The 24001-nt window shown below is 69.8% G+C and carries 23 protein-coding genes; 5 read left to right on the top strand and 18 right to left on the bottom strand.

Annotated features, from left to right (window positions below; all coding sequences use genetic code 11):
* The first annotated feature begins 381 nt into the window (after nucleotides 1-381).
* On the top strand, nucleotides 382-1998 hold the full coding sequence (gene rny, locus ETD86_RS36060; RefSeq protein ID WP_138671127.1) for a ribonuclease Y: 1617 nt from the start codon (nucleotides 382-384) through the stop codon (nucleotides 1996-1998).
* Nucleotides 1999-2140: 142 nt separating this feature from the next.
* Here rny and ETD86_RS36055 read toward each other — a convergent pair whose 3' ends face one another.
* The 6 genes from ETD86_RS36055 to ETD86_RS36030 all read right to left on the bottom strand — a co-directional run bounded on the left by ETD86_RS36055 (nucleotide 2141) and on the right by ETD86_RS36030 (nucleotide 8246).
* Nucleotides 2141-3958 carry a S9 family peptidase gene (locus ETD86_RS36055; protein WP_246148713.1) on the bottom strand — a complete coding sequence of 606 codons (1818 nt, stop codon included), beginning with the start codon at nucleotides 3956-3958 and terminating at the stop codon, nucleotides 2141-2143.
* 50 nt (nucleotides 3959-4008) lie between these two features.
* A complete protein-coding gene (locus ETD86_RS36050) occupies nucleotides 4009-4854 on the bottom strand; it encodes a glutamate ABC transporter substrate-binding protein (RefSeq protein WP_138671125.1) in 846 nt (281 codons plus the stop codon).
* A gap of 109 nt (nucleotides 4855-4963) precedes the next feature.
* Complete coding sequence (locus ETD86_RS36045) at nucleotides 4964-5881, bottom strand: amino acid ABC transporter permease (protein ID WP_138671124.1); 918 nt, start codon at nucleotides 5879-5881, stop codon at nucleotides 4964-4966.
* A complete protein-coding gene (locus ETD86_RS36040; RefSeq protein ID WP_138671123.1) occupies nucleotides 5878-6546 on the bottom strand; it encodes an amino acid ABC transporter permease in 669 nt (222 codons plus the stop codon). Before ETD86_RS36040 ends, ETD86_RS36045 begins: the two co-directional genes overlap by 4 nt.
* Before the next feature lie 58 nt (nucleotides 6547-6604).
* Nucleotides 6605-7462: a glutamate ABC transporter substrate-binding protein gene (locus ETD86_RS36035; RefSeq protein ID WP_246148711.1), complete on the bottom strand. Its 858-nt coding sequence runs from the start codon at nucleotides 7460-7462 to the stop codon at nucleotides 6605-6607.
* A 28-nt stretch (nucleotides 7463-7490) separates the two neighbouring features.
* Nucleotides 7491-8246 (bottom strand): amino acid ABC transporter ATP-binding protein, encoded by a 756-nt coding sequence (locus ETD86_RS36030; RefSeq protein ID WP_138671121.1) that lies wholly within the window; start codon nucleotides 8244-8246, stop codon nucleotides 7491-7493.
* A gap of 138 nt (nucleotides 8247-8384) precedes the next feature.
* Between ETD86_RS36030 and miaB the strand changes: the two genes are divergently transcribed.
* Nucleotides 8385-9881 carry a tRNA (N6-isopentenyl adenosine(37)-C2)-methylthiotransferase MiaB gene (miaB, locus tag ETD86_RS36025; RefSeq protein ID WP_138671120.1) on the top strand — a complete coding sequence of 499 codons (1497 nt, stop codon included), beginning with the start codon at nucleotides 8385-8387 and terminating at the stop codon, nucleotides 9879-9881.
* Nucleotides 9882-9890: 9 nt separating this feature from the next.
* Here the strand turns inward: miaB and ETD86_RS36020 are convergent, their stop codons facing one another.
* Nucleotides 9891-10331: a tautomerase family protein gene (locus ETD86_RS36020; protein ID WP_138671119.1), complete on the bottom strand. Its 441-nt coding sequence runs from the start codon at nucleotides 10329-10331 to the stop codon at nucleotides 9891-9893.
* 89 nt (nucleotides 10332-10420) lie between these two features.
* Between ETD86_RS36020 and ETD86_RS36015 the strand changes: the two genes are divergently transcribed.
* On the top strand, nucleotides 10421-10927 hold the full coding sequence (locus ETD86_RS36015; RefSeq protein WP_138671118.1) for a winged helix-turn-helix transcriptional regulator: 507 nt from the start codon (nucleotides 10421-10423) through the stop codon (nucleotides 10925-10927).
* A 33-nt stretch (nucleotides 10928-10960) separates the two neighbouring features.
* On the opposite strand, the gene ETD86_RS36010 is transcribed toward ETD86_RS36015, so the two are convergent.
* The 3 genes from ETD86_RS36010 to ETD86_RS36000 all read right to left on the bottom strand — a co-directional run bounded on the left by ETD86_RS36010 (nucleotide 10961) and on the right by ETD86_RS36000 (nucleotide 14450).
* Nucleotides 10961-11143, bottom strand: a complete 183-nt coding sequence (locus ETD86_RS36010) for a GMC oxidoreductase (protein WP_138671117.1) — start codon at nucleotides 11141-11143, stop codon at nucleotides 10961-10963.
* A 95-nt stretch (nucleotides 11144-11238) separates the two neighbouring features.
* Nucleotides 11239-11874 carry an HNH endonuclease family protein gene (locus tag ETD86_RS36005; protein WP_138671116.1) on the bottom strand — a complete coding sequence of 212 codons (636 nt, stop codon included), beginning with the start codon at nucleotides 11872-11874 and terminating at the stop codon, nucleotides 11239-11241.
* A gap of 122 nt (nucleotides 11875-11996) precedes the next feature.
* Complete coding sequence (locus tag ETD86_RS36000) at nucleotides 11997-14450, bottom strand: GcvT family protein (protein ID WP_138671115.1); 2454 nt, start codon at nucleotides 14448-14450, stop codon at nucleotides 11997-11999.
* 163 nt (nucleotides 14451-14613) lie between these two features.
* Here ETD86_RS36000 and ETD86_RS35995 point away from each other — a divergent pair, with 163 nt between their 5' ends.
* Entirely contained in the window at nucleotides 14614-15597 is a 984-nt protein-coding gene (locus tag ETD86_RS35995) for a helix-turn-helix transcriptional regulator (protein ID WP_138671114.1), read from the top strand.
* An 11-nt stretch (nucleotides 15598-15608) separates the two neighbouring features.
* Here ETD86_RS35995 and ETD86_RS35990 read toward each other — a convergent pair whose 3' ends face one another.
* The 7 genes from ETD86_RS35990 to ETD86_RS35960 form a co-directional block, all read right to left on the bottom strand.
* On the bottom strand, nucleotides 15609-15995 hold the full coding sequence (locus tag ETD86_RS35990) for a hypothetical protein (protein ID WP_138671113.1): 387 nt from the start codon (nucleotides 15993-15995) through the stop codon (nucleotides 15609-15611).
* A 23-nt stretch (nucleotides 15996-16018) separates the two neighbouring features.
* The gene (locus ETD86_RS35985) at nucleotides 16019-16777 is read right to left on the bottom strand and encodes an SDR family NAD(P)-dependent oxidoreductase (RefSeq protein WP_138671112.1); all 759 of its coding nucleotides are present in this window, start codon (nucleotides 16775-16777) and stop codon (nucleotides 16019-16021) included.
* A 272-nt stretch (nucleotides 16778-17049) separates the two neighbouring features.
* A complete protein-coding gene (locus ETD86_RS35980; RefSeq protein WP_138671111.1) occupies nucleotides 17050-19326 on the bottom strand; it encodes a tetratricopeptide repeat protein in 2277 nt (758 codons plus the stop codon).
* 19 nt (nucleotides 19327-19345) lie between these two features.
* Nucleotides 19346-20101, bottom strand: a complete 756-nt coding sequence (locus tag ETD86_RS35975; RefSeq protein WP_246148708.1) for an SCO6745 family protein — start codon at nucleotides 20099-20101, stop codon at nucleotides 19346-19348.
* 48 nt (nucleotides 20102-20149) lie between these two features.
* Nucleotides 20150-20962, bottom strand: coding sequence for a diaminopimelate epimerase (gene dapF / locus ETD86_RS35970; RefSeq protein ID WP_138671110.1), 813 nt, complete (start codon nucleotides 20960-20962; stop codon nucleotides 20150-20152).
* Nucleotides 20963-20971: 9 nt separating this feature from the next.
* The gene (miaA, locus tag ETD86_RS35965; RefSeq protein ID WP_138671109.1) at nucleotides 20972-21877 is read right to left on the bottom strand and encodes a tRNA (adenosine(37)-N6)-dimethylallyltransferase MiaA; all 906 of its coding nucleotides are present in this window, start codon (nucleotides 21875-21877) and stop codon (nucleotides 20972-20974) included.
* Between the two features lie 13 nt (nucleotides 21878-21890).
* Nucleotides 21891-22418 carry a methylated-DNA--[protein]-cysteine S-methyltransferase gene (locus ETD86_RS35960; RefSeq protein WP_138671108.1) on the bottom strand — a complete coding sequence of 176 codons (528 nt, stop codon included), beginning with the start codon at nucleotides 22416-22418 and terminating at the stop codon, nucleotides 21891-21893.
* On the opposite strand from ETD86_RS35960, the gene ETD86_RS35955 reads away from it, so the two are divergent.
* Nucleotides 22417-23331, top strand: a complete 915-nt coding sequence (locus ETD86_RS35955; RefSeq protein ID WP_138671107.1) for a ribonuclease Z — start codon at nucleotides 22417-22419, stop codon at nucleotides 23329-23331. The two genes, ETD86_RS35960 and ETD86_RS35955, sit on opposite strands and share 2 nt — an antisense overlap.
* On the opposite strand, the gene ETD86_RS35950 is transcribed toward ETD86_RS35955, so the two are convergent.
* Nucleotides 23307-24001 (bottom strand): class III extradiol ring-cleavage dioxygenase family protein (locus tag ETD86_RS35950; protein ID WP_246148706.1); only part of this gene is annotated, 695 nt, incomplete at its 5' end. The two genes, ETD86_RS35955 and ETD86_RS35950, sit on opposite strands and share 25 nt — an antisense overlap.

The raw sequence follows: 24001 nt of genomic DNA, 5'->3' as shown, positions 1-24001 counted from the left end.
CTCCACACTCGACCCAATATCCCCCATCAATACCGGGTAATACCGGTATTGATGGGGGATATTGGGTCGAGTGTGGAGATCCAGGCCTGTAAGACACGCTTGATGACGCGTTTGCTTGCTCGTGACCAGTTCGACGCATAACCTCGACGACAGTGAGGGAGTTACTCCGCGCAGCGCGGATTGCCATACCGGTGAACGACGGACGAACGAGCTTGGATGATCGAGGCGGGCGAGGTGTCGGCTTTCGTAGTCGACGCCCGGTCAGTCTTGGCTTGACATCGACTCCGGCGCCGATCGGGCTCTGCGTGGCGCGTTGGTGACCCCTCCCATGTCTGGGTCCGCGTTATGAGGTGTTGACGACGCGAGGAGGGCGGGGCGCACATGGGGCCGCTGGTCGTGGTGCTGATGGTGGCGGTGCTCGTGCTCGCGTTCGGGATGATCGTCGCTCTTCTCGTCGTTGTCCGCCGAACCTCGGGGAGCCTGCCACGGGCGGGTAAGCCGGACCCCGAGCAGATGCAGGCCGCGCACGAAGAGATCGAGCAGGCACGTGAGGAGGCGCGGGAGATCCGCCACAAGGCGGAGACCGACGCCGAGGAGATTCTGCGCAGGTCGGAGGCGGCCGCCGAGAGCGCCGCGCAGATGCGCCGAGAGGTCGAGCAGGAGAGCCGGATACTCAAGACCGAGCTCAAGGAGTTGCGCACCGACCTCGAACGCCGGGAGGCCAGGTTGGCCGAGCGGGAGCAGCGGCTGGACGAGGAGGCCAGGCGGCAGTCCGAGCGGGACAGGAAACTGGCCGAGACCGAGATCGAGCTCGCCGACCGGCGCGAGGAGCTGCTGCAGGTCGAGGAGGAGCGCCGGGTCATCCTGGAGCGGCTCGCCGGGCTGACCACCGACCAGGCCAAGGCCGAGCTGGTCAAGGAGATCGAGAACCAGGCGAAGCGCGAGGCCGCGCTGATCGTCAGGGAGATCGAGGGCGACGCCCGCAAGGAGGGCGAGAAGCGAGCGACCAAGATCGTGACGCTGGCCGTGCAGCGGGTCGCGGCGGAGCAGACCGCGGAGTCCGTCGTGAGCGTGCTGCATCTGCCCGGCGATGAGATGAAGGGCCGCATCATCGGCCGCGAGGGCCGCAACATCCGGGCCTTCGAATCCACGACCGGGGTGAACCTCATCATCGACGACACCCCCGAGGCGGTGTTGTTGTCCTGCTTCGACCCGGTCAGGAGGGAGACGGCGCGGCTCACGCTGGAGAAGCTCGTGCTCGACGGCCGCATCCACCCGCAGCGGATCGAGGAGGCGCACGACCGCAGCCGCCAGGAGGTGCAGGACCTGTGCGCGAGAGCCGGTGAGGACGCCCTGGTGGAGCTGGGCATCACCGACATGCACCCGGAGCTGACGCTGCTGCTCGGCCAGCTGCGCTACCGCACCTCGTACGGGCAGAACGTGCTGAAGCACCTCATCGAATCCGCGCACATCGCCGGGATCATGGCCGCCGAGCTGAAGATGAACCAGACGCTGATGAAGCGCTGCGCACTCCTGCACGACATCGGCAAGGCGCTCACGCATGAGGTCGAGGGCAGCCACGCGCTGATCGGCGCGGAGATCGCCCGCCGTTACGGCGAGGAGGAGGACGTGGTGCACGCCATCGAGGCGCACCACAACGAGGTGGAGGTACGCACCGTCGAGGCGGTGCTCACGCAGGCAGCCGACGCGATCAGCGGCAGCCGGCCCGGCGCGCGCCGGGAGTCCCTGGAGGCTTACGTCAAGCGGCTGGAGCGCCTGGAGGAGATCGCGCAGTCGTACGAGGGCGTGGAGAAGGTGTTCGCCATGCAGGCCGGGCGGGAGATCCGGGTCATGGTCAAGCCGGACGCGATCGACGACATCCAGGCTCAGGTCATCGCCAGGGACGTGGCCAAGCAGGTGGAGGAGGAGCTCACCTACCCCGGGCAGATCCGGATCACGGTCGTGCGGGAGTCCCGGGCCACCGAGTTCGCCCGCTGAGCCCCTGAGCCCGCCGAGCTCGGCTAAACAAGCTGAGTCGGCTAAACAAGCTGAGTCGGCTAAGCGCTGAGTCGGCTGAGCCCGCTGAGCCTGAGTCCGTTGAGCCTGAGGCCCTTGAGCCTGAGTCCGTTGAGCCCATGCGTCACGCGAAGATCTGCTGGTAGAAGGCCAGTTCCGCGGCGAGGGCGGCGGTGCGGGTCTCGGTGCGGCGGAAACCGTGAGACTCGCCGTCGAAGGCGAGGTAGGTGCAGGCGACCCCCCGTTCGGACAGGGCGTCGGCGAAAGCCGCGGACTGCTCGGGCGGCACCACGGGATCGTCGAGCCCCTGCAAGAGCAGCATGGGGCAGGAGACGCCTTCGACGAGGGCAAGCGGTTCGCGACTGGCGTACACCTGCGGATCTTCCGGTCCGACCAGCCACTCCACGTACCGCGACTCGAAGTCGTGGGTGTGGGCGACGAGCGGGGCGAGCGCGCTGACGCCGAAGTACGACACCCCGCCCGCGAACACGCCGGACCGGCAGCAGGCCGCCATCACGGTCCAGCCGCCCGCGCTGCCGCCGCGTACCGCGATCCTGGCGGGGTCGGCCAGCTCTTCGGCGGCCAGCCATTCGGCGGCGGCGACGACATCGGCCACGTCCACCAGCCCCCACTGCCCCTTCAGCCGCTCACGGTAAACCCGCCCGTAGCCGGACGAACCGCCGTAGTTGACGTCGAGCACGCCGATGCCGCGCGAGGTCAGGAACGCCTTTTCCAGGTCGAGGGCGGTGCCGGAGTGCGCGGTCGGACCGCCGTGCACGAAGATCACGTACGGCGGCAGCCGGCCCTCCGTGGCCGGGCCGTACGGCGGATAGAGGAAGGCGTGGACCTCCCCGCGTACCCGCACTGCCTGAGGAACCGGCAGGTAGGCCGGGTCGGGCAGCTGATCGCGGTCCTGCCTGAGCGTGCGGGCCGCGCCCGACGCCGTGTCGACGCTGACGACCGACCGCGGAACCGCGGCGGCGTACCCGACCCCGGTCACCGACGTGCCGTCAGCGGTCAGGGCGCCGTCCCACCCGCTGCAGGGCAGGTCGAGGTCGGCCAGCGTGCCCGACGCCGGGTCGAGCACGCCCAGCCGCAGGTCGCCCCGCCCGTGCAGGACCGCCAGCCGCCCGTCGCCGAGCACCGCATATGGCCGCCCGCCGAGTTGCCACGGCGGCAGGGCGAACTCCTCATCGGCCGGGTGCAGCGCCCGCGCGCCGTCGCCGTGCAGGTCGACCTCGTAGAGGTTCCACCAGCCGGACCGGTCGGAGATCACGTAGAGGTGGGAGTCGTCGCGCCACGACGGAGCGAGCACGGACTCGGCGGGGCCGCCCCGCACCGTCCACGATCCGCCGCCCGCCAGGGCGGTGACGCGTAGCTCGGTGCCGTTCCACGGCATGCGCGGGTGGTTCCAGCACACGTAGGCGAGATGCCGCCCGTCGGGGGAGATGGCGGGAGAGGCATAGAAGTCGCAGCCGGTGGCCCATTCGCGCCCCTCGCCGCCGTCCAGCGGGATCGACACGATCGCCCGGGTGACCTTGCCGTCCTCGGCGTGCCGCTCGCGCACACACCACACCTGGCCGTCGTGCACGAGCAGGTCGGCGTAGCGGCAGCCCTCCGGCGTGAGGGGGTTCGGCACGCCGTTGTCGCCGAGGAGGTAGAGCCGCTGGTCCTTGAGGTGGGCGAAGACCACCTCGCCCTCGGGGGTTACGGCGTACGGCCGGCCGCCGTACTCATGGACCCGGGTACGCGCGTTCCACGGCGCCGGCAGCAGCTCGCGGCACGTGCCGTCGGCGGCGCGGCACATGATCGTGGTACGCCCGCCCTCACCCGGACGGTCCTCGGTCCACCACACCAGGCCGTGCTGGGCCGTCGGCCAGGCAGGGCGCACACCCGAACCGGCCACGTCTCTGGTCGAAATGGGGGAGGGCCAGAAAGGCATACCCCGCATCCTGCCGGAAGATCGCCTAGCGTGCGGGCGGTCCCCTGAGATCAGGGGCATCCCTCGGGGCTAGGCAGGGACGTGGGCAGCTTGAGCCCTGTCTTGCCGAACCATTTGTGCAGCAGCCGCGTGGCGGTGCCGTCCCGCCACATTTCGGCGATCGCCTGGTTGATGGCCTCGCAGGTGGCGATGTCGCCCTTCTTCAGCCCCACAGCCCACTTCTCGTCGAGGATCGGGTCGTTCAGCAAGCGGAACCTCCCGGGCTCGGCCTCGGCGAACCCGGCCAGGATCAGGTTCTGGGTGCTGATCGCGTCGAGCTGGCCGTCGGCGAGCTTGCGCACGCACTCGGAGTAGTTCCTCGCGGGCACCAGCACCGCCCGCAGGTCCAGCTTCCCGTCCGGCGGCGGGTCGACGATCCGCCGGTACGAGTTCGAACCCTCCGCCAGGCAGATCCGCTTGCCGCGCAGATCGGTGGCCTTCTTGATGCGGGTCTCGTCGGCGCGGACCATCGTGTCCTGCTGGACGAGGACGTACGGCCCGGCGAACGTGACGTGCGGCTTGCGGGCCGCGGTGATGGCATAGGTGGCGACGATCATGTCCACGGTGCCGTTCTGCAGCAGCGCCTCGCGGATGGACGAAGGGGACTCTCGCCACGTGATCCGCACGTCCTCGCCGCCGGCCAGCGCCTTGACGATGTACCTGGCGACGTCCACGTCGAACCCCACGGGGTCGCCGGGGCCGTTCTTCAGCCCCAGGCTGGGCTGGTCCCACTTGGTGCCGACGACGACAGTCTTGGCGCCCCTGATCTTCTCGACGACGGTGGAGTAGGCGCCCCCGCCGTCGCACGCGGCAAGGGCCACCACCATCACCATGGCCGCCCCCGCGAACCCCAGCATGGTTACGAGTGTGTGCGCTGGGAAACGCCAGGAAACCGGCCTCATCAAGATTTGGACGTGCGTTGGGTCTACGGATGCACGGGCGGCGGGCGCTCGGCCCGCCGCCCGGTCACTCCACGGGCCGATCGGGCGCCACGCCGCCACCCTCGGTGCCCTCGCCGGCCCCGATGCCGACGGCGGCCGAGCCGGGTGCTGCGACGGGGCGGGCAGAGGTCCTGCGGCTGCGCCTGCTACGTCGCTCCAGCCAGGTGGCCAGGTAGCTCAGCGCCATGTTGAGCGTCACATAGATGATGCCGATGACGATGGCCGCCGGGATCAGCGAGCCGAAGAACGCGGCGGGCAGGATCTTGAAGCCGGTGTTGAGCAGGTCGACGTAGGCGATGATGTAGCCGAGCGCGGTGTCCTTCAGCAGGACCACGAGCTGGCTGACGATCGCCGGCATCATCGCCGTGACGGCCTGCGGCAGCAGCACGAGCCGCATCACCTGATTCTTACGCATGCCGACCGCGTACGCGGCCTCGGACTGCCCCTTCGGCACGGCGTTCACGCCGGCCCTGACCACCTCGGCGAGCACGGAGCCGTTGTAGAAGGTCAGGCCCAGGACCACAGCGATGAACGTGTAATCGCCGCCGCCTATCAGCGAGGGTGCGAGGTAGAAGATGAAGAAGATCAACAGCAACAGCGGGATGGACCGGAAGACCTCGACCACCACGCCGGCCGTGACCCGGATGTAAGCGCGGTCGGAAAGCCTGGCCAGGCCGAAGACCGCGCCGAAGAGCAGGGCCAACACTGCGGCCACCGCGGCGGCCCGGAGCGTGCCGATCAGGCCGGGGATGATGAAGTGCTGCCAGGTGTCCCATTGCAGGAACGGCTGCCAGATCTTGGCTTCCCACTGGCCCTTGGCATCGAAACCGGAGTAAATGCCATACAGGACAGCGGCGACCGCCACGACGCTGACACCCGTGAGGAGCCCGTTGCGCACCCGGGCGCGCGGCCCCGGTACATCGAACAGGACGGCGCTGCTCATCGAACCACCGCCAGACGTTTGGCCAGCCAGCCGGTGAAGTAGCCGATGGGCAGTGTCACGCACATGAAGGCGACCACGATGCCCAGGAAGATCGGAATAGAGGCGCCGACCTGGTCGAAGGCCTCCTTCATCTTGTTCGCGGAGTCGAAGGCATAGCCGCCGGCCACCGCGACGGTGGTGTTCTTGATCATGGCGATCATCACGCTGCCCAGCGGTGCGATGACCGCGCGAAACGCCTGCGGCAGGATGATCATCCTCAGCGACTGCATGAACGTCAGGCCGATCGCCCTGGCCGCCTCCGCTTGGCCGAGCGGCACCGTGTTGATGCCGGACCGCAGCGCCTCGCAGACGAAGGCCGCGGTGTAGGCCGACAGGCCCATCGCGACGATCCAGAAGGAGTTGACGCTGGGCACACTGGAGAAGACCAATCCGAGCTGGTCGCTGAGACCGAGTGCGGAGAAGGCCAGCACCAGGGTGAGCGGGGTGTTGCGCACCACGTTGACGTAGATCGTGCCTGCCGCGCGCAGGACCGGCGTGGGGGAAACTCTCATCGCCACCAGGACGGTGCCGAGAATCAGCGAGGTGATTGCACCCACGATGGAGAGCTTGATGTTCTCCAGGAACCCCAGGGCGAGGTCGGGCGCGTATCTAATCAGATCTTCCATCGTGCTCCACCGCATAGAGCGACGGCGGCCGGGATCCCGGCCGCCGTCGCTGACGTGATCAGCTGCAGCCCTCGGCAGGCGGGGCCGACGTGGACACCTGCAGACCCTGAATGCCGCCGAACCACTTGTCCAGCAGCTGCTTCATGGTGCCGTTGTCCCACAGCTTCTTCACCGCCGCGTTGACGGCCTCGCAGGTCTTGGTGTCGCCCTTCTTGAGGCCGATGCCGTACTTCTCGTCCGTGAAGCCCTGGCCCAGCACCTTGAAGTTGCCACCGGCCTGCTTGGCGAAGCCCGCCAGGATCAGGTCGTCGGTGGTGACGGCGTCGAGGTTGCTGCCGTTGAGCTTCTGCACGCACTCGGAGTAGTTGGCCGCGTCGACGGTCGTCGCGTCGATGTCGAGCTCGCCGTCCGGCGGCGGGTCGGTGATCCGCTTGTACGAGTTGGAGCCCGCGGCCTTGCAGATCTTCTTGCCCTTGAGGTCCTGCGGGGTGTTGATCGAGGTGTCGTCCTTGCGGACCATCACGTCCTGGTGCGCGACGACGTACGGGCCACCGAAGGTGACCTTGCCCTTGCGCTCCTCAGTGATCGAGTAGGTGGCGAAGACGATGTCGACCGTGCCGTTCTGGAGGAAAGGCTCGCGGTTGGACGAGGCCGACTCCTTCCACTCGATCTCCACGTCCTTGCCGCCGGCGATCTCCTTGACGACGGCCTTGGCCACGTCGACGTCGAAACCCTCGGGCTCGGCGCCCTTCTTCAGGCCCAAGCTCGGCTGGTCCCACTTGGTGCCAACAACGATCTTGCTCGCCCCCTGGACCTTCTCCACAACGGTGGCGTAGGTCTGGTCCCCGCCGCCACAAGCGGTCAGGCCGGCGGCCAGTGCCGCTATCGAGAGCGCGATGGCTCCCGTTCGACGCATGTGCATGTGTACCTGCCCTCGTAATTTCTCAGTGCGTGAGGATCTTCGAAAGAAAGTCACGCGCCCGGTCGGTCTGCGCGTTCGTGAAGAACTCGTCGGGAGTGTTCTCCTCCACGATCTGGCCGTCTGCCATGAACACCACCCGGTGGGCGGCCCTGCGGGCGAAGCCCATCTCGTGCGTGACGACCATCATGGTCATCCCGTCACGGGCCAGCCCGACCATGACATCGAGCACCTCCTGCACCATCTCGGGGTCCAGTGCCGAGGTCGGCTCGTCGAACAGGATCATCTTCGGGTCCATGGCCAGCGCCCTGGCGATCGCGACCCGCTGCTGCTGGCCGCCGGAGAGCTGGGCCGGGTATTTATCCGCCTGCGCCGCGATGCCCACACGCTCCAGCAGCTCCATCGCCCTCTTGCCCGCGGCGTCCTTCGCGACGCCGCGCACCTTGGTCGGGCCGAGGGTGACGTTCTCCCGGATGGTCTTGTGAGCGAACAAGTTGAACGACTGGAAAACCATGCCGACTTCGGAACGCAGCCGGGCCAGTGCCTTGCCCTCGGCGGGCAGCACCTGGCCGTCAAATATGATCTTCCCGTCGTCGATCGTCTCCAACCGGTTGATCGCGCGGCAGAGCGTTGACTTGCCCCCGCCCGATGGGCCGATGACGACCAGGACCTCGCCACGAGAGACGGTCAAGTTGATGTTCTTCAGGACGTGCAAGGCCCCGAAGTGCTTGTTGACGTTCTCCAACTGAACCAGTGGAGTGGCGTCGCCGTTCTCCGTCATGGAACGAAACGGTAGAGGGCATTAAGACGCTGGTCACTAACCGAGCGGTACCGATCCGATCACATCCGGCCGCCAAGCTGGTCTTTTAGATCGGTGCGGGCTGTCGCAAGCCGGATAACGACTACCCTTGAACATGCCATGACTGTGACCCAGGAGGGCGCCCGCACGTACGAAGTGCGCACATACGGGTGCCAGATGAACGTGCATGACTCCGAGCGGCTGTCAGGCCTGCTGGAGGACGCCGGCTACGTGCCTGCGCCGGACGGTGAGACCGCCGACGTGGTCGTGTTCAACACGTGTGCCGTGCGGGAAAACGCCGACAACCGCCTCTACGGCAACCTCGGCCACCTCAGGCCCGCCAAGACCCGCAACCCGCACATGCAGATCGCGGTGGGCGGCTGCCTGGCGCAGAAGGACCAGGGCGAGATCGTCCGCAAGGCGCCGTGGGTCGACGTGGTGTTCGGCACCCACAACATCGGCTCGCTGCCGGTGCTGCTGGAGCGGGCCCGCATCGAGGGGGAGGCGCAAGTCGAGCTGAAGGAGTCCTTGGAGGTCTTCCCCTCGACGCTGCCCACCAAGCGTGAGTCCCCCTATGCGGCCTGGGTGTCCATCTCGGTCGGCTGCAACAACACGTGCACCTTCTGCATCGTGCCGTCGCTGCGCGGCAAGGAGAAGGACCGCCGGCCGGGCGACATCCTGGCGGAGGTCCAGACGCTGGTGGACCAGGGCGTTCTCGAGGTCACCCTGCTCGGCCAGAACGTCAACACGTACGGCGTGGAGTTCGGCGACCGCCTGGCCTTCGGCAAGCTGCTGCGTGCCTGCGGCGACATCGACGGCCTGGAGCGGGTGCGCTTCACCTCGCCGCACCCGGCCGCCTTCACCGACGACGTGATCGCCGCCATGGCCGAGACGCCCAACGTCATGCACCAGCTGCACATGCCGCTGCAGTCGGGCTCGGACCGGGTGCTGCGGGCCATGCGCCGCTCGTACCGGGCCGAGCGTTACCTGGGCATCATCGAGCGGGTCCGGGCTGCCATGCCCGACGCCGCGATCTCCACGGACATCATCGTCGGCTTCCCCGGGGAGACCGAGGAGGACTTCCAGGGCACGCTCGACGTCGTCCGCCAGAGCCGCTTCGCCAACGCCTTCACCTTCCAATACTCCATCCGCCCAGGCACCCCGGCGGCCACCATGCCCGACCAGGTGCCCAAGGAGGTCGTCCAGGAGCGGTACGAGCGGCTGGTAGCCCTGCAGGAGGAGATCTCCTGGGAGGAGAACAAGACGCAGGTCGGCCGGACGCTCGAGGTGCTGGTGGCCGAGGGCGAAGGACGCAAGGACGACGCCACCCGCCGGCTGTCGGGGCGGGCGGCGGACAACCGGCTCGTGCACTTCGCCGTGGGGTCCGAGGTGCCCAGGCCGGGGGACATGGTGACGGTCGAGGTGACGTACGCGGCCCCGCACCACCTGGTGGCGGACGGGGCCGTGCGGTCGGTCCGGCGGACCCGGGCGGGCGACGCCTGGGAGGCCCGCCAGGCCGGTCCTTCGGCGGGACCCGGGGTCATGCTGGGCATGCCTGCCGTCGGCCGCCCTGCCCCGCTGCCCGCCGCGCCGACGGGTGCCTGCTCGGCGTCCTGAAACGCCTGGTCAGGCAGGCTGCTCAAAGACGAAGTTTACGATGTCGGGGAGCCGGACGACACGGCCCATGGCTCCCCAGCCGCCGTCCTGGATCTCGACGATGTGCACCCATGCGGCCGGCTCGGCGTAGAGCCGGTCGGGGTCGTCGTCGACCTTGGCCAGCACGGCCGTGACCCGCCGTACCATCTCGGCGCGCTGGTCATCGTCCAGGGACCCGGCCGGCACGCTCACCCGGACCAGGTATCTGACGGGCTCGTCCGCGGTCACCGCGCGCCCGCCGACGGACCAGGCGTCCACGTCCTGGAACACCAGCCAGGAGATGGACCGCGCGGCCGCGGTGTCCGGAGCGCCCTCCACCTGCATGACCTCCGCGACGAGCTCCTCGGACAGGCGGGCGCGCTGGTCGGCCCGGAGCGCACCGTGTGGAGCGAACACCTCGACGAACGGCATGTCGTCCCCCCTTGAGGGTTGTCTTATTGAACTTACCTCGGAAGCTACCTCGAGTGCGTTCAATAAGACAACCCTCTAAGCTGAACAACATGCGCCGCACGAGCTTCGCCGACATGAGCTGCGCCATCGCCCGCAGCCTGGAGATCGTGGGGGACTGGTGGACCCCGCTGATCGTCCGTGACGTCTACCTGGGCGTCAGCCGCTTCGACGACCTGGTCGCCGATCTCGGGATCTCTCGCAATCTCCTTACCGCCCGCCTCGACCACCTGGTCGACCAGCAGATCCTCGAGCGGCACCGCTACCAGGAGCGTCCGCCACGTCACGAGTACGGCCTCACCGAAGCGGGCCGCGATCTCGTCCCCGTGCTGATGGCCCTGATGGCATGGGGCAACCGGTGGGCCGGTCTGACCGACGGTCCCCCGGCCCTCCTCGAACACCGGCCGTGCGGCCATCTCTTCACCCCGCTGATCGTCTGCCCGCACTGCGGGGAGCAGGTCACCGCCGACGACGTCAAGGTCCACCCCGGCCCCGGAGGCCGCGTCGGGCCTGGCACCTGGGTTCTCGCTGAACGCCTCACCCAATCGGACCGGCCCTGACAGCGGAAGGCCGCGTCACACGTCCGGTGGTGCTCAGGTACCGTCACCGATGATCAAGGCGGTGGCGGGTTCGCCGATCATCATGGCGTCCAGCGCCGTCGGCGCGCGGAGTGCCACGGGGGCGATGGACGGGTCGGCGACCCGGAGCCCGTCGACGCCGCGAACGCGGCGGTCCTCGCCGACGACGGCCGACGGGTCGCCGGGCGGCCGGCACACAGCCCGCGGGCCCCGCTCCGGCGATCAGATGGCCGATGTCCATGGCGCCGCCGTACGGAAGCCCGAACGCGATCTCTTGGACAAATCCGACCGGATCAGCAGTCCGAGAGGATGGTCTCCATGGCGGTCTTCTCGGCCGACGTGACCCAGACGTCGTACTTCGCCTTCACGTCGATCTGACGGGCGATGTACGTGCAGCGGTACGACTTGCGCGGCGGGAGCCAGGTCGCGGCGTCCGAGTCGCTCTTCTGGTTGTTCAGGGGACCGTCCACGGCCAGCAGGTTCAGGGGGTCGTTGGCGAACTCCTTGCGTTTGGTCTCCGACCACTGCTGGGCGCCCTTCTGCCACGCGTCCGACAGCGGGATCACGTGGTCGATCTGGACGTCCATGCTGGTGTCCTGGCCGCGCTTGAACTCGATCGTCTTGCCGCCGTAGGGGTCCTTCAGCGTGCCGGTCAGGACGATGCAGTCGTGGGTGCCGCGTTTGAAGGTCTCGTCGTCCAGGTCCCGTTTCAGGATGTCGTTGCGGGTGTCGCAGCCGTTGCGGTCCACGTCCGCCCACGTCGGGCCGAACTCGTCGCGGTCGAAGCCGGTCTTGGGCGCCCGGCCCTTGACGGCCAGCTTGGCCAGCTTCTTGCGGGCGTCCGAGACGGAGGCCGAGTCGGGTTTGCCGGGGGTGTCGGGGTTGCTGGACTGCGCCTCTAAGCCGCCGCAGCCGGTCAATACCGCCATCGTGGCCAGACCGGCCAAGAACGTCCGAACGCGCACTCGTTCCCCCAGACTTCGGAATTCGTAAAGTCTAGGTATAGCAAGTGCCCATAAATGGTCTTATAACGCCAGAGTGAGGGGGCCGGTCAACGCTTGATCTTCTCCATCCCGGGGTCGAAGAGGGGCTCGGCGGCGACCTCGGCGGGGACGCGGCGGCCGAAGTAGGAAATATCCACGTGTGTCCCGGGTTCGGCGAGCTCCGTCGGCAGCCAGGCGTAGGCGATGGGCCGCTGAATGGTGTGGCCGTACGCGGCGCTCGTGACGTACCCGACCGTGCGGCCCCCGTGCCGTACCGGCTCCTTGCCCATGACCACCTCGGTGCTGAGCAGCGGCGCCAACTTCCGCGTGATCTCGCTGGAGGCCAGGGCGTCCCGTCCGATGAAATCCTTGTCGCCTCTGACCGCGAACCCCAGCCCGGCCTCGTACGGATTGTGCTCGATCGTCATGTCGACGCCCCAGAGCCGGTAGCCCTTCTCCAGCCGCAGGCTGTTGAACGCGGCCCGCCCGCCCGCGACCGCCATCCCGCGCGCCCAGAGCGTGTCCCACAACTTGAGCCCCATGTCGGCGGTGGTGTAAAGCTCCCAGCCCAGCTCGCCCACATAGGAGACACGCATCGCGAGCACCGGGACATGGCCGACATATCCCGTCTGGCAGCTGAAGTAGCGGAACTTCTCGTGCGACAGGTCGATGTCGGTCAGCGGCTGGACCAGATCCCTCGCCAGCGGCCCCCACACGCCGACACAACACGTGCCCGGCGTGATGTCGCGCACCTGCACCCCGCCGGGCGCGTGCCGGGCCAGCCACTCCAGGTCCAGGTTGCCGTTGGCGCCGATCTGGAACCTGTCCTCCGCCAGCCGCGCCACCGTGAGATCGGACCGGACGCCGCCCGTCATGTCCAGCAACAGGCTGTACGTGACGGAGCCGGGCATCTTGTCCACGTTGTTCGTGGTCATGCGCTGCAGGAACGCCGCCGACCCCGCTCCTCTGACCTCGATCCGTTTGAGCGGGGTCATGTCGTAGAGCGCGACCGCCTCCCTGGTGGCGTGCGACTCGGCGGCGGCGATGGGGGACCAGTAGCGGCTCGCCCACTGATCCCGCTGTGCGGCGCCGAGCAGCGGCTCGACGGCCATTCCCCGCGCCTCCTCGGGAAGGTCGGCCGTCTCGGTTCTGCGGCGCCGTACGAGGTCCTCCAGAAGCGGGACATTCGCCTCGAACCAGTGCGGCCGCTCCCATCCGGCCGCCTCCAGGAAGTACGCTCCCAGCTCCCGTTGCCGGACATGGAACGGGCTCGTCCGCAGCGGCCGCGGCGACTCCATCGGCTGCAGCGGATGGATGATGTCGTAGACCTCGACGAAGTTCTGCTTGCCGCGCTCCTCGATGAACGCGGGCGCCAGCTGCGCCGGCTCGAACCTGCTCAGCTCACACTCGTGCAGGTCGAACCCGGACGTCCCGTCCACCACCAGCTCGGCGACGGCCTTCGCGACCCCCGCCGAGTGCGTCACCCAGACGGCCTCGGCCAGCCAGAACCCGTCGAGGTGCGGGGCCTCGCCGATCAGCGGGAACCCGTCGGGCGTGAAGGAGAAGATCCCGTTGATGCCGTCCTCGTACGTGGACTCGCCGAGCGCAGGCAGCAGCTCGACCGCGTCCCGCCAGGCCGGGTCGAAGTCCTCCTCGGTGAACGCCTGCACCGATGGCATGGTGGTGCCCTTGGGGCCGATCTCGTCCTGGGTGACGGGCATGGGGCGGTGCGCGTACGAGCCGACGCCGATGCGGTCGCCGTAGTGCCGGAAGTACAGGTCCCGGTCCTGGTGGCGGAGGATGGGACCGTCCGGTCGCGGAGCCAGAGGACCGGACTTGGCGTACTGGTGGGCCAGCGGCAGCAGCGGCACCGTCAGCTCCGCCATCTTCCCGATCGACGGCCCCCAGAACCCGGCCGCGCACACCACCACGTCCGCCGGGATCGTACGGTATTCGCCGGCGGTCAGAGCCGCGACCCCGGTCACCCGGCCACCGCGCTGCTCGACGCCCACCACCGTGTGGTGCGCCAGGAACCGGGCGCCCCGCTCGATCGCCCGCTCCGCCTGCGCCGCACCGCAAGCGACCGCCGCGGCCAGCCCGTCCGTCGGCACGTGATAGCCGCCGAGCACCTTGTCCCGGTCGATCAACGGCCACAACTCCACACACCGCTCAGCGTCGAGCAGGTGGCCCTCGACCCCCCACGACTCGGCCCACCCCTGCCTGCGATGCAGATCGGTCCAGCGCTCCGGGGTGGTCGCCACCTCCAACCCGCCGGCCTGCCGGAAGCAGCTCTCCCCAAGGGCGGTGTACTTCCGCACGGTGTAGGCGGCGAACTCGGTCATCGTCTTCGACGGGTTCGTCTGGAAGACCAGGCCGGGCGCGTGCGAGCTGGACCCGCCGGCGGCGAAGAGCGGCCCCTGGTCGAGCACGGTGACGTCCGTCCACCCCCGCCCGGTGAGCTCGTCGGCCAGGGCGCACCCCACGATCCCGGCTCCTACGATCACCAAACGGGGCCGGCTCATGGCGCCTCCGGTTGTTCCTTGACGCGCGACGCAACGACCATAGATCGACGGGCACCCTCGAACAACCCTTGTCGGAGGTGCGGGTGCTGCTACCCATGGTGGACCGCCGGCCGCGGCCCACCATACGCTGATCGGGGATCATGGCACGTCAGGAAGAGGCGGCATGGCGCAGCGGCGCTTACTGGAGGGGCTCGGGGTCACGGTCGCCGAGGAGACGGCGTACCGGGCCCTGCTCAGACACGGTCCCACGACGCTGAGCGAGCTGGCCGCCGAGACGGGCTCGTCCGCGGCCGCCATCCGTCGCATGTTGCCCCGGCTGGAGGACCTCGGCCTGATCTCCCGTGTGGCCGGCCGCCCGCTGCGCCTGATCGCCACCCCGCCCACCATCGCCATCGACATCCTCGTGGCCCGCCGCCAGGAAGAGCTCACCCACAGCCGAGCCGCCGCCGCCCTCCTGGCCACGGAAGTCGCCACCCGCAGCGGGCCGCAGCCGGAGGAGGTGCTGGAGGTGGTGTCCGGCCACGACGCCGTGGCCCGCCGCTACCTCCAGTTGGAACGCAACGCCACACGGGAAATGCTCGTGCTGGTGCATCCGCCGTACGCGGTGGACATCAGCGACGACCGCGAGAACCAGCAACGAGCGGCCCGCAGGGGAGCCCCCGTCACCCGCGGCATCTACAGCCCTCAGGCCTTCGAACACCCCGGCATGCTGACCCACACCCGCCGCGCCATCGCCGACGGCGAGCAGGCCAGACTCGGCCAGGTGCCCGTCAAACTGGCCATCGCCGACGCCCGCACCGCCATCCTGCCGTTGGTCTCCGACGAGGACCGAGCCGTCGAAAGTGCCCTCGTCGTCCACCCATCCGCACTCCTCGACGCCCTGGTAGGCCTGTTCGAGACGCTCTGGCGCGCCGCAGTCCCGCTCCGCCTGGCCACGGCGGGCCTGGAACGGGAGGAGGAGACCCCGGATGCCGAGGTGCTGGCCCTGCTGGCAGCCGGCATGAAGGACGACGCCATCGCCAGGCAACTGGGCCTGAGCCCGCGTACGGTGCAGCGCCGCGTCCAGGTGCTGAGCGAACGCCTGGGCGCCCGGACCCGCTTCCACGCCGGCTTCCTCGCCGCCCAGAACGACCTGCTGCCCAAGTGAGACAGACGCCGCTAAGAACGAATCCGGGCCGCGGCGAATGACGCCGCCAGCGCCGCGATCACCGGCATGACGGTATAGAAGATCAAGAAGAGCAGGCCCACCGGCCACAACCCCTGACCGCCTCCGCCCTCCCGGACGACGTTGACGAAAAGGAGAACATAGAACGGACTCGCGGCCAGCAGGCCCCACCAGAGGCCGCCCTGCGGGACGAACCACGCCGCCGCCCCGGAGAGCGCGGACAGGCCGAGGAAGGCCGGGAGCAGGAGGGGCGAGTCGAAGAAGTCCCGCGGTGCTCCAGGTGAGACGACCGGCGAGGTCAGGTGACAAACTCCCGCGGCGGCGACTCCCGCGATCACCACGACCGGGATCCAGACGATGGCATCGGTGGGACGAGGCATAGAACCTTCCTTGTGTCCGGCGGCTACGTGATGAGCATTCCCCCGTCCACTGGGAGCGTCGCCCCGGTGATGTACGAGGACGCGTCGCTCGCCAGGAAGATCGCGGCGGCCACCAGCTCCGCCGGGTCGCCGGGCCGGCCCATGACCACCCGCGACTCCATCATCCGCGCCAGATAGCCGGGTTGGTACTGCTCGGTCATCTCAGAGACGAAGAACCCCGGCTCCAGGCAGTTGACCCTGATCCCGCGCCGCCCCGTCCACTGCTGGGCCAGGTCGCGCGTGAGGCCGATCACCGCCGCCTTGGATGCGCTGTAGGCGGCCTGCGGCAGGCCGGCCGTGGTCTCACCGAGGACGCTGCCGATGTTCACGATCGACGAACCCGGTGACATGATCCGGGCGCAGGCCTGCGCCATCCAGTACGTCCCGTGCAGGTTGATGTCGATGACCTGCCGGAACTCCTCGGGTGTCTCGCGCAGGGCGGGCACGGCGGTGCCGATCCCGGCGTTGTTGATCAGGACGTGGACGGTGCCCAGTCGTTCGACGGCGGCGGCGACGAGCGCCTCGCAGTCCTCCGGGCTTGCGACGTCCGTCGGCACGGCCACGCACCGGCGGCCGGTCTCCTCCACCAGCCGCCGCGTCTCGTCCAGACGGTCCGCGCGCCGCGCGCCGATCACGATGTCGGCGCCCGCCTCGGCAAGCCCGCGGGCGAAGGCCACGCCCAAGCCCGACGAAGCCCCGGTGACGATCGCCACCTTCCCATCGAGCCGGAACCGTTCCAACACGTCAGACCCCGCCCTCCCGGTCGAGAGACCCGCTCCCGTCCGCACGCACCTTGGTTAGGACGAGAGTGCCACACTGCGTGCTTCTCTTCGGGGAGGGACAGATCTCACCACTGGTGCTGTCGAGATGGGCAGGCGCCCCCGTGCGGGGCCACGTGCGGGGCCGAGACGAGGAGGACGCCCCCGTGCGGGGCCGAGACGGAAACGTCCCGGCCTGCGCCGGCGTCGAGGCCGAAAGGCCGCAGACGCCGGCGGACACGGAGCGCCCTGACCGGCTAGAGGCCGTATTCCTTGACGATCCGCTCGTGCCGCTCGACCTCGACGTCGATCTCCCGCGCCAGGTCCAGCCACGCCAGCGGATGCACCCACCGCTCGGTGGCGTCGTCGAGCAGCGCGTCGACCTCGGTGGGCGGCACGTCCGGCGGCACCGCGACCCAGCCGAACACGCCCGGCAGCGGCTCCCCGCTGGTCGGGTGGGTGATCTTGTAGTTTTCGTCGCTGTAGACCCACATCGGCCAGCCACGCTCGGCCATGACCTCGGTGAACTCCGCCCAGTCCTCCTCGCTCGGCGCGGCGCCGTCGAAGAAGTAGCTGGTGTAGCCACCGGGCCGCAGAATGCGGACGGCGGCGAACGGCGGCACGAAGTTCTGCTGCTCCTGGGGGTCCTCCGGCACGGGCTCCAGCAGCTGCGGGTCGAAGACCACCAGGTCGCCGGCGTTGTAGTCCATGCCGCGTGGCTGTGGCAGGGCGAGCCTGGCGGTCGCGGGACCGGTGCGGATGGACAGCACCTGCCGCTGGCCGCCGTCGGGGGCGGGGAGGATGACCCGGATGAGGCCCATCTCCTCCTCGATCGGCCCCTCCTTGGACTTGATCGGCATGCCGATCTTGGCCGCACCCCTGCGTACGGTGTCCCAGTCCTCCGCCGAGGTGGCCATGACGATCATGCGCCAGACGTCCTCGTCGCCGAGCTCGTCGATCACTTCGAGCAGCGTCTGGGCGGCCTTGGCGTTCTGGTCGAGCTGCTGGGCGGCGCCGGACAGCAGGCGGCGGGCCTCGATGCCGGCCCCGGCCGCCACGGCGTGCACGGCGGCGTCGAGCGTCTCCTCCCACCGCTCCCGCGCGCTGTGCAGGCGGGCGAGCGCCACCTGCTGGGCGGCGTGCGGCAACAGCGCGGCCATCTGCTCCAGCCGCTCGTCCTGGCGGGCCTCGATGAGCAGCGTGGTCAGGTAGGCCACGTCGTCCTCGTCGGCCTCGCCGATCTTGCCGGAGTCGACGAGCACGCTCCAGTAGATGTCGGCGCCGGTGGCCGGGTAGCCGAGGAAGCCGAGCGTGGTGGTGTGGCGGCGGGTGGCCTCGAGGTCCTCGCCGGACAGCGGCGCCAGCCAGCCGACCCACTTCTCCGGGTCGGCGTTGAAGCCGTCGGCCGCGTCGAACCGGCCCACCCGCTCCTCGGGAGACCCCGGGGCCTCGGGCTCGGTGACGGCGTCGGCGGCGGCACGCAGCGCGGCGATGCGCTCGGCCAGGCCCTCGGTGTCACGCAGCTCGGCGGTGCCGGACTCGGCCAGGTCGGCGAGCAGCTTGGCCTGCCACACGCCCTGCCGGGCGACGGCCAGGTCACCGGCGATCAGCGCGAGCTCGACGCGGGCGCGATAGCCGCCCATCATGCCGAAGTAGTCGATCCACTGGCGCAGCACGCGGCCGAGCTGCCAGGTGTTGGTGATCTGCGAGGAACCGGCCAGCAGGCCGACCGCCCGCGACCACTCCACGAACACGCGCGGGTGCTCGCCCACCACGTCGAGGTCGGGCAGCGCCTCCACGGCCTCGGCGGTGCGGCCGAGGTTGGCCAGGATCAGCGCTCGCCGCACGCCGTCGCGGTGCTCCTTGGCCACCGGGTCGTCCGGCTGGAACCCGGACGCCGCCTGCAGCGCGTCGAGCGCGTCCTCGGGGCGACCGGCCGCCAGCAGCGCGCGGGCGCTCTCGGCGCCGAGCTCCCAGCTGGCCTCGCGCCCGGCCACGCGCAGCCGCTCGACGGCGGACTCGGCGTAGGTGACGGCCTCGCCCGGCTTGCCCGCGTCGATCAGCGCGGCGACGTATTGGGTCACGAGTCCGGCGAAGGCGGACGTCTCCGGGCTCATGCCCTCGAGGTATGACCCCAGCGTCTCCAGGCGCTCGCTCGCGTAACCGGGGCCGTCGGTGTTGGCCCACGTGACGGCAAGCGCTTCCACGGCCGCCGGGGCGGACGGGCACTCGCGCACGTCTTCGCGCTGGGCGAACGTCAGCAACTGCTGCGAATCGTCGATGGCGACCGCGCCCTGCGCCCGGTCGCCGATGCGGCCGATCAGGTGCCAGTAGCGGGCGTAGAACTCGAGCCAGGGCAGCTCCAGGGCCTCGGCCTGTTGCGCGATGGCCGGGGCCATCACGTCGAGCTGCGGATATCGGCCCTCATAGGCCTGTGCGGGGAGGTCTCCCAGCGCCATGGCGAGGCCAACGTTGCCCGCCTCGGAAAGCTGCTGCTGGGTGTCGCCGACCCAGGCCCAGATGTCCACGTCCATGGGCAGTCAGTCTGCCAGGTCAACGAGCGTGCCCAAAACGCAGGAGCTCTATCAGCTCGTCCGTTTCTCCGTCGTCCAGGGCCGAAAACGCGGGCGCCATGAGATCGTCGGTACGCTCCTCGACCTCCGCACGGCGCGTCACCACCTCAGGCGACGGCGTGGCGTACGGCTGGGGCCAGGTGAAGAACTTGGCGATCATCTCGCCGGTCACGAGCCCGAAAGGGGTGGCGTCGTGGGCGGCGGCGAGCGTCGCCTCCAGCGGATGCAGCCCGGCCGCGATCACGGCGTTGGCGTGCAGGCCGCCGCGCAGCTCGCGTACGCAGTGCATGAGCTGGACGGCGCGAGCGGGCGGGTCGTCGGCCAGCGGCACCTTCCGCCATCCCGCGAACAGCGGGGCGCCGATGGACGGGGCCCGCTCGACGACGCGTTCGAGCAGCTCGGCGAGCCTGGCGCAGCCGTGGTGGCCGCCGAGCTTGCGCCTGCCCCAGGCGCGGCACGCCTCGGCGTACAGCTCGACGGCCTGGTCGACGGGGAGTTTGCGGCCGGCGTACCAGCTCTCTTCGACGTGCTCGGGCGGGAAGAAGACGGCGACCGACGTGACGACGTCGGCGTCGCACTCGCCGAGCACGCCGCAGCGGCCCCTGAAGTAGAGCTCGCGGGCGCCGAGACCGTGCTCGTCGCAGATCGCCTTGACTTCCCGGGAGATCATCCATCCGCCGCCGAACTGGCCGATGGGCGCCTTCACCTGGGCGGCGGTGGTGCGTGGGTCTGCCATGTCCACCCCTCAGTTCGTGACGTAGACCCAGCATCCCTCAGGAGAACATCATTCTGCAAGCAACAGGTCCCCGCTTGCCACGAGGACGGCAGGACCGGAAAGGTAGCTCGTGTCCTCATCGAGGATCACGGTGACCGTGCCGCCGGGCACCTCGACGGTCCAGGTGCCGGTGGTGTCGCCCGACAGGCCCGCGGCGGCGACCGCCGTGGCCACCGTACCGGTGCCGCAGGAGCGGGTCTCACCGGAGCCGCGCTCGAAGACGCGCATGACCACGCGACTGACGCCCACCGGGTTGAACAGCTCGATGTTGACCCCGTGGGGGAAGACGCCGGTGTCGAAGCCGGGCTGGTGGGTGAGGTCGAGCTGGGTGACCGGGTCGCCGATCGGGCAGGCCAGGTGCGGGTTGCCCATGTCGACGTGGACGCCGCGGTATTCGTGGCCACCGACGCTGGCCACGCTCTCGCCGTACACGGTGGGCTTGCCCATGTCGACGGTGATGTCGCCGTTCGGCTCGACGTGGACCCTGCGTACGCCGCCCCGCGTGGCCACCGAGAACTCCTGCGGATCGGCCAGCCCGGCGTCGATCAGGTGGCGGGCGAACACGCGCACACCATTGCCGCACATCTCGGCCATGCTGCCGTCGGCGTTGCGGTAGTCCATGAACCACTCGGCCGCGGCCGCTTGCTCGATCACCTCAGGGCACTGCTTCGTGCGCACCACCCGGAGCACGCCGTCGGCGCCGATGCCGGCCCTCCTGTCGCAGATCTTGGCGACGAGTGCGGCCGACAGATCGATCTCGCCGTCGGGATCGGGGAGGATGACGAAATCGTTCTCGGTGCCGTGCCCCTTGAGAAAACGCATTCTAGAAGTTTATGCGCAAGGGTGTTCGGCGATTCGCGCGAGGGATCGTTGGAGGAGATCCGGCGCGTCGTACGGCAGCCAGCACACGCGTGGATCCCGCCGGAACCATGACTCCTGGCGGCGGGCGAAGCGCCTGGTGGCCCTGATCGTCTCCGCGATGGCCTGCTCCTCGCTCCACTCGCCCCCGAGGAAGCGGATGACCTGGGCGTACCCGAGGGCCCGGCTCGCCGTGCGGCCCTCAGCCAGTCCCCGGCCGAGCAGGGTGCGCACCTCGTCCACCAGCCCTGCCTGCCACATCCGCTCGACCCTGAGCGCGATCCGCTCGTCCAGCTCCGGCCGGGGCACGTCGAGGCCGATCTGGACGCTCGGGTAGACGGCGTCGTACGACGGCATCGTGGCCGAGAAGGGGCGGCCCGAGTGCTCGATCACCTCCAGCGCCCGCACGATGCGCCGGCCGTTGCTCGGCAGGATGGCCGCCGCGGCCGGCGGGTCCTGCTCGCGCAGCCGCTCGTACAGCGGGGCCGGCCCGCGCTCGGCCAGCTCCGCCTCCAGCCGCGCCCTGATGTCCGGGTCGGTGCCGGGGAACTCCAGGTCGTCGATGGCCGCCCGCACGTACAGGCCGCTGCCGCCCACCAGCACGGGCACCTCGACCGCGTCGATGACCTTCCTGGCCAGCCGCTGGTACTCGGCCACGCTGGCGGTGACCGTGAGATCCCAGATGTCCAGCAGGTGGTGGGGGACGCCGCGCATCTCGGCCGGGCTCAGCTTGGCGGTGCCGATGTCCATCCCGCGGTAGAGCTGCATGGAGTCGGCGTTGACGCATTCGCCCCCGAGGTGGAGCGCGATGTCCACGGCGAGGTCCGACTTGCCGGCCGCGGTGGGGCCGACGACGGCGATGACTGGCTGCTGGCGCACGTCCACAAGTTTGCTAGAGGTCGAGCAGTGTCGGCTGCAGATAACCCTCGTGGGTCAGGAGCCAGCGCTTGGTCTCCACGCCCTCGCCGCCGCTGAACCCGCCCAGCCCGTTGCCCGCCGCGATCACGCGGTGGCACGGGACGACGATGGGGATCGGGTTGGAGCCCATGATCGAGCCGATCCCGCGGGCCGGCACCTTCGAGCCGCTGCGCTCGGCCAGCTCGCCGTAGGTGACGGCGGTGCCGTACGGGACCTTGTGCAGGGCCTGGAGGACCTGGAGCCGCGCGCCGGACATGAGCCGCCAGTCCACGGGCGTCGCGAACTCCTTCAGCTCGCCGGCGAAATAACGGTTGAGCTCCGCGACCACGGAGGCCGTACGATCCGAATCATGGACCTCCGCGAGCCCGAGCCGGTCGGCCAGCCGCGCATGGGAGCCCCAGCCCGACGCGACGAGACCCACCTCGGTGACGGCCAGCACGAACGTGCCCACCGGCGTCGGCACGTCGGCGAAGGCGACGCTGTCTGTTTGCGGGGCCATCATGTCCTCACGTGAGCTCGTGGTGCTCGGCACCTCCAGCGCGGTTCCTACCCGACACCGTAACCACAATGGCTACCTTCTGCGCTGGGACGGCCAGGGCTTCCTTTTCGACCCGGGAGAGGGCACCCAGCGGCAAATGGTGCACGCCGGGCTGAGCGCGAACGACGTGCACTGGGTGTGCGTGACGCACTTCCACGGCGACCACTGCCTGGGCGTGCCGGGGGTCATCCAGCGCATCGCCCGGGACAAGGTGCGGCATCCGGTGAAGGCCGTCTTCCCCGCGTCCGGCGAGACGTACTGGCGAAGGCTGCGGCATGCCGCAGCCTTCGCCGACACATCCGTCGTCAGCGAGCATCCCGTCTCCGGCGACCTGGCCGGTGTCGGGCCGATCATCGCGCGCCGCCTGTCGCACCCCGTCGAGTCGTACGGCTACCGCGTCCAGGAGCCGCCGGGCCGCCGCATGGTGCCCGAGAAGCTGGCCGCCTACGGCATCCGCGGCCCGGAGGTGGGCGAGCTGCAGCGCACCGGCTCCGTGCGCGGCGTCACCCTCGAGGAGTGCAGCGTCCCCAAGCCGGGGCAGAGCGTGGCGTTCGTCATGGACACCCGGCTCTGCGACACGGTCTTCGAGCTGGCCTCCGGGGTGGACCTGCTGGTCATCGAGTCCACGTTCCTGTCGCCGGAGAGCGCGCTGGCCAAGGAGTACGGGCACCTGACCGCGTTCGAGGCGGGGCTGGTGGCGGCGGACGCGGGCGTGCGCAGGCTGGTGCTCACACACTTCTCGGAGCGGTACGGGTTCGCCGACGAGCCGGCGTTCGTGGCCGAGGTGCGGCGTCACTTCGACGGGGAGGTCGTGCTCGCACGCGACCTGATGACGATCCCGGTGCCGCGCCGTCAGGTCCACAGCCCGGTGAGGTAACCGACGCCGTAGGGGGCCGCGCGCGTGAGCGGGCCGCCGTGAAGACCCGCGGTCTCCGCGGCTCCGGCCAGCACCTGCAGGGCGGCCCGGCCGCTCACCCACAACCGGTCGGCCTCCCCGGGGTCCAGCGCGGCGAGTGCTCTGTGCGTCGCGGTGGCGACGGCGTCCGCGATCAGGTCGTCGTACGGCTGCGCGGCGTCGTCGTACCTGCCGGGGGCCGCGGGGGAGAGGCAGGCCGAGCCGTCTGCCATGACGAGCAGCGCCACCCGCTCCCCGGCCGCCGCCAGCTTGGCGCCCAGGGAAAGGCATTCCCCGGTGGCGGCGTCGAAGGCCACCGAATGGAAGGCGTCGGGGGCGTGATCGCGCAGGAGGCAACGGCCGACGGTGAGGGACAGCGGCAGAACGGGCTCCCCGCTGCCGGCCGTGACGTCCAAGCCCCACGGGCGCAGGGTGCCCGCGGTGTGGCCGCCGTACGAGGCGGTGCGGCCCGCGCCGCCCACGACGATCAGGGTGTCGGGACGGGTTGCGAGGAGGCCGGCGATCGCGGTGTCGCAGGCGGAGCGGAGATCGGGCAGCTGGGTCACGATCAGCGGAGTGGGCGGGCAGACGGCCGCGGCGGCAAGCACGAGCGCAAGCGTACGACGCCACCGCCCGCCCCCTGCCGGGACCC

The organism is Nonomuraea turkmeniaca (assembly GCF_005889735.1).
Lineage (GTDB): Bacteria > Actinomycetota > Actinomycetes > Streptosporangiales > Streptosporangiaceae > Nonomuraea > Nonomuraea turkmeniaca.
This window is presented reverse-complemented; position numbering and strand designations above follow the sequence as displayed.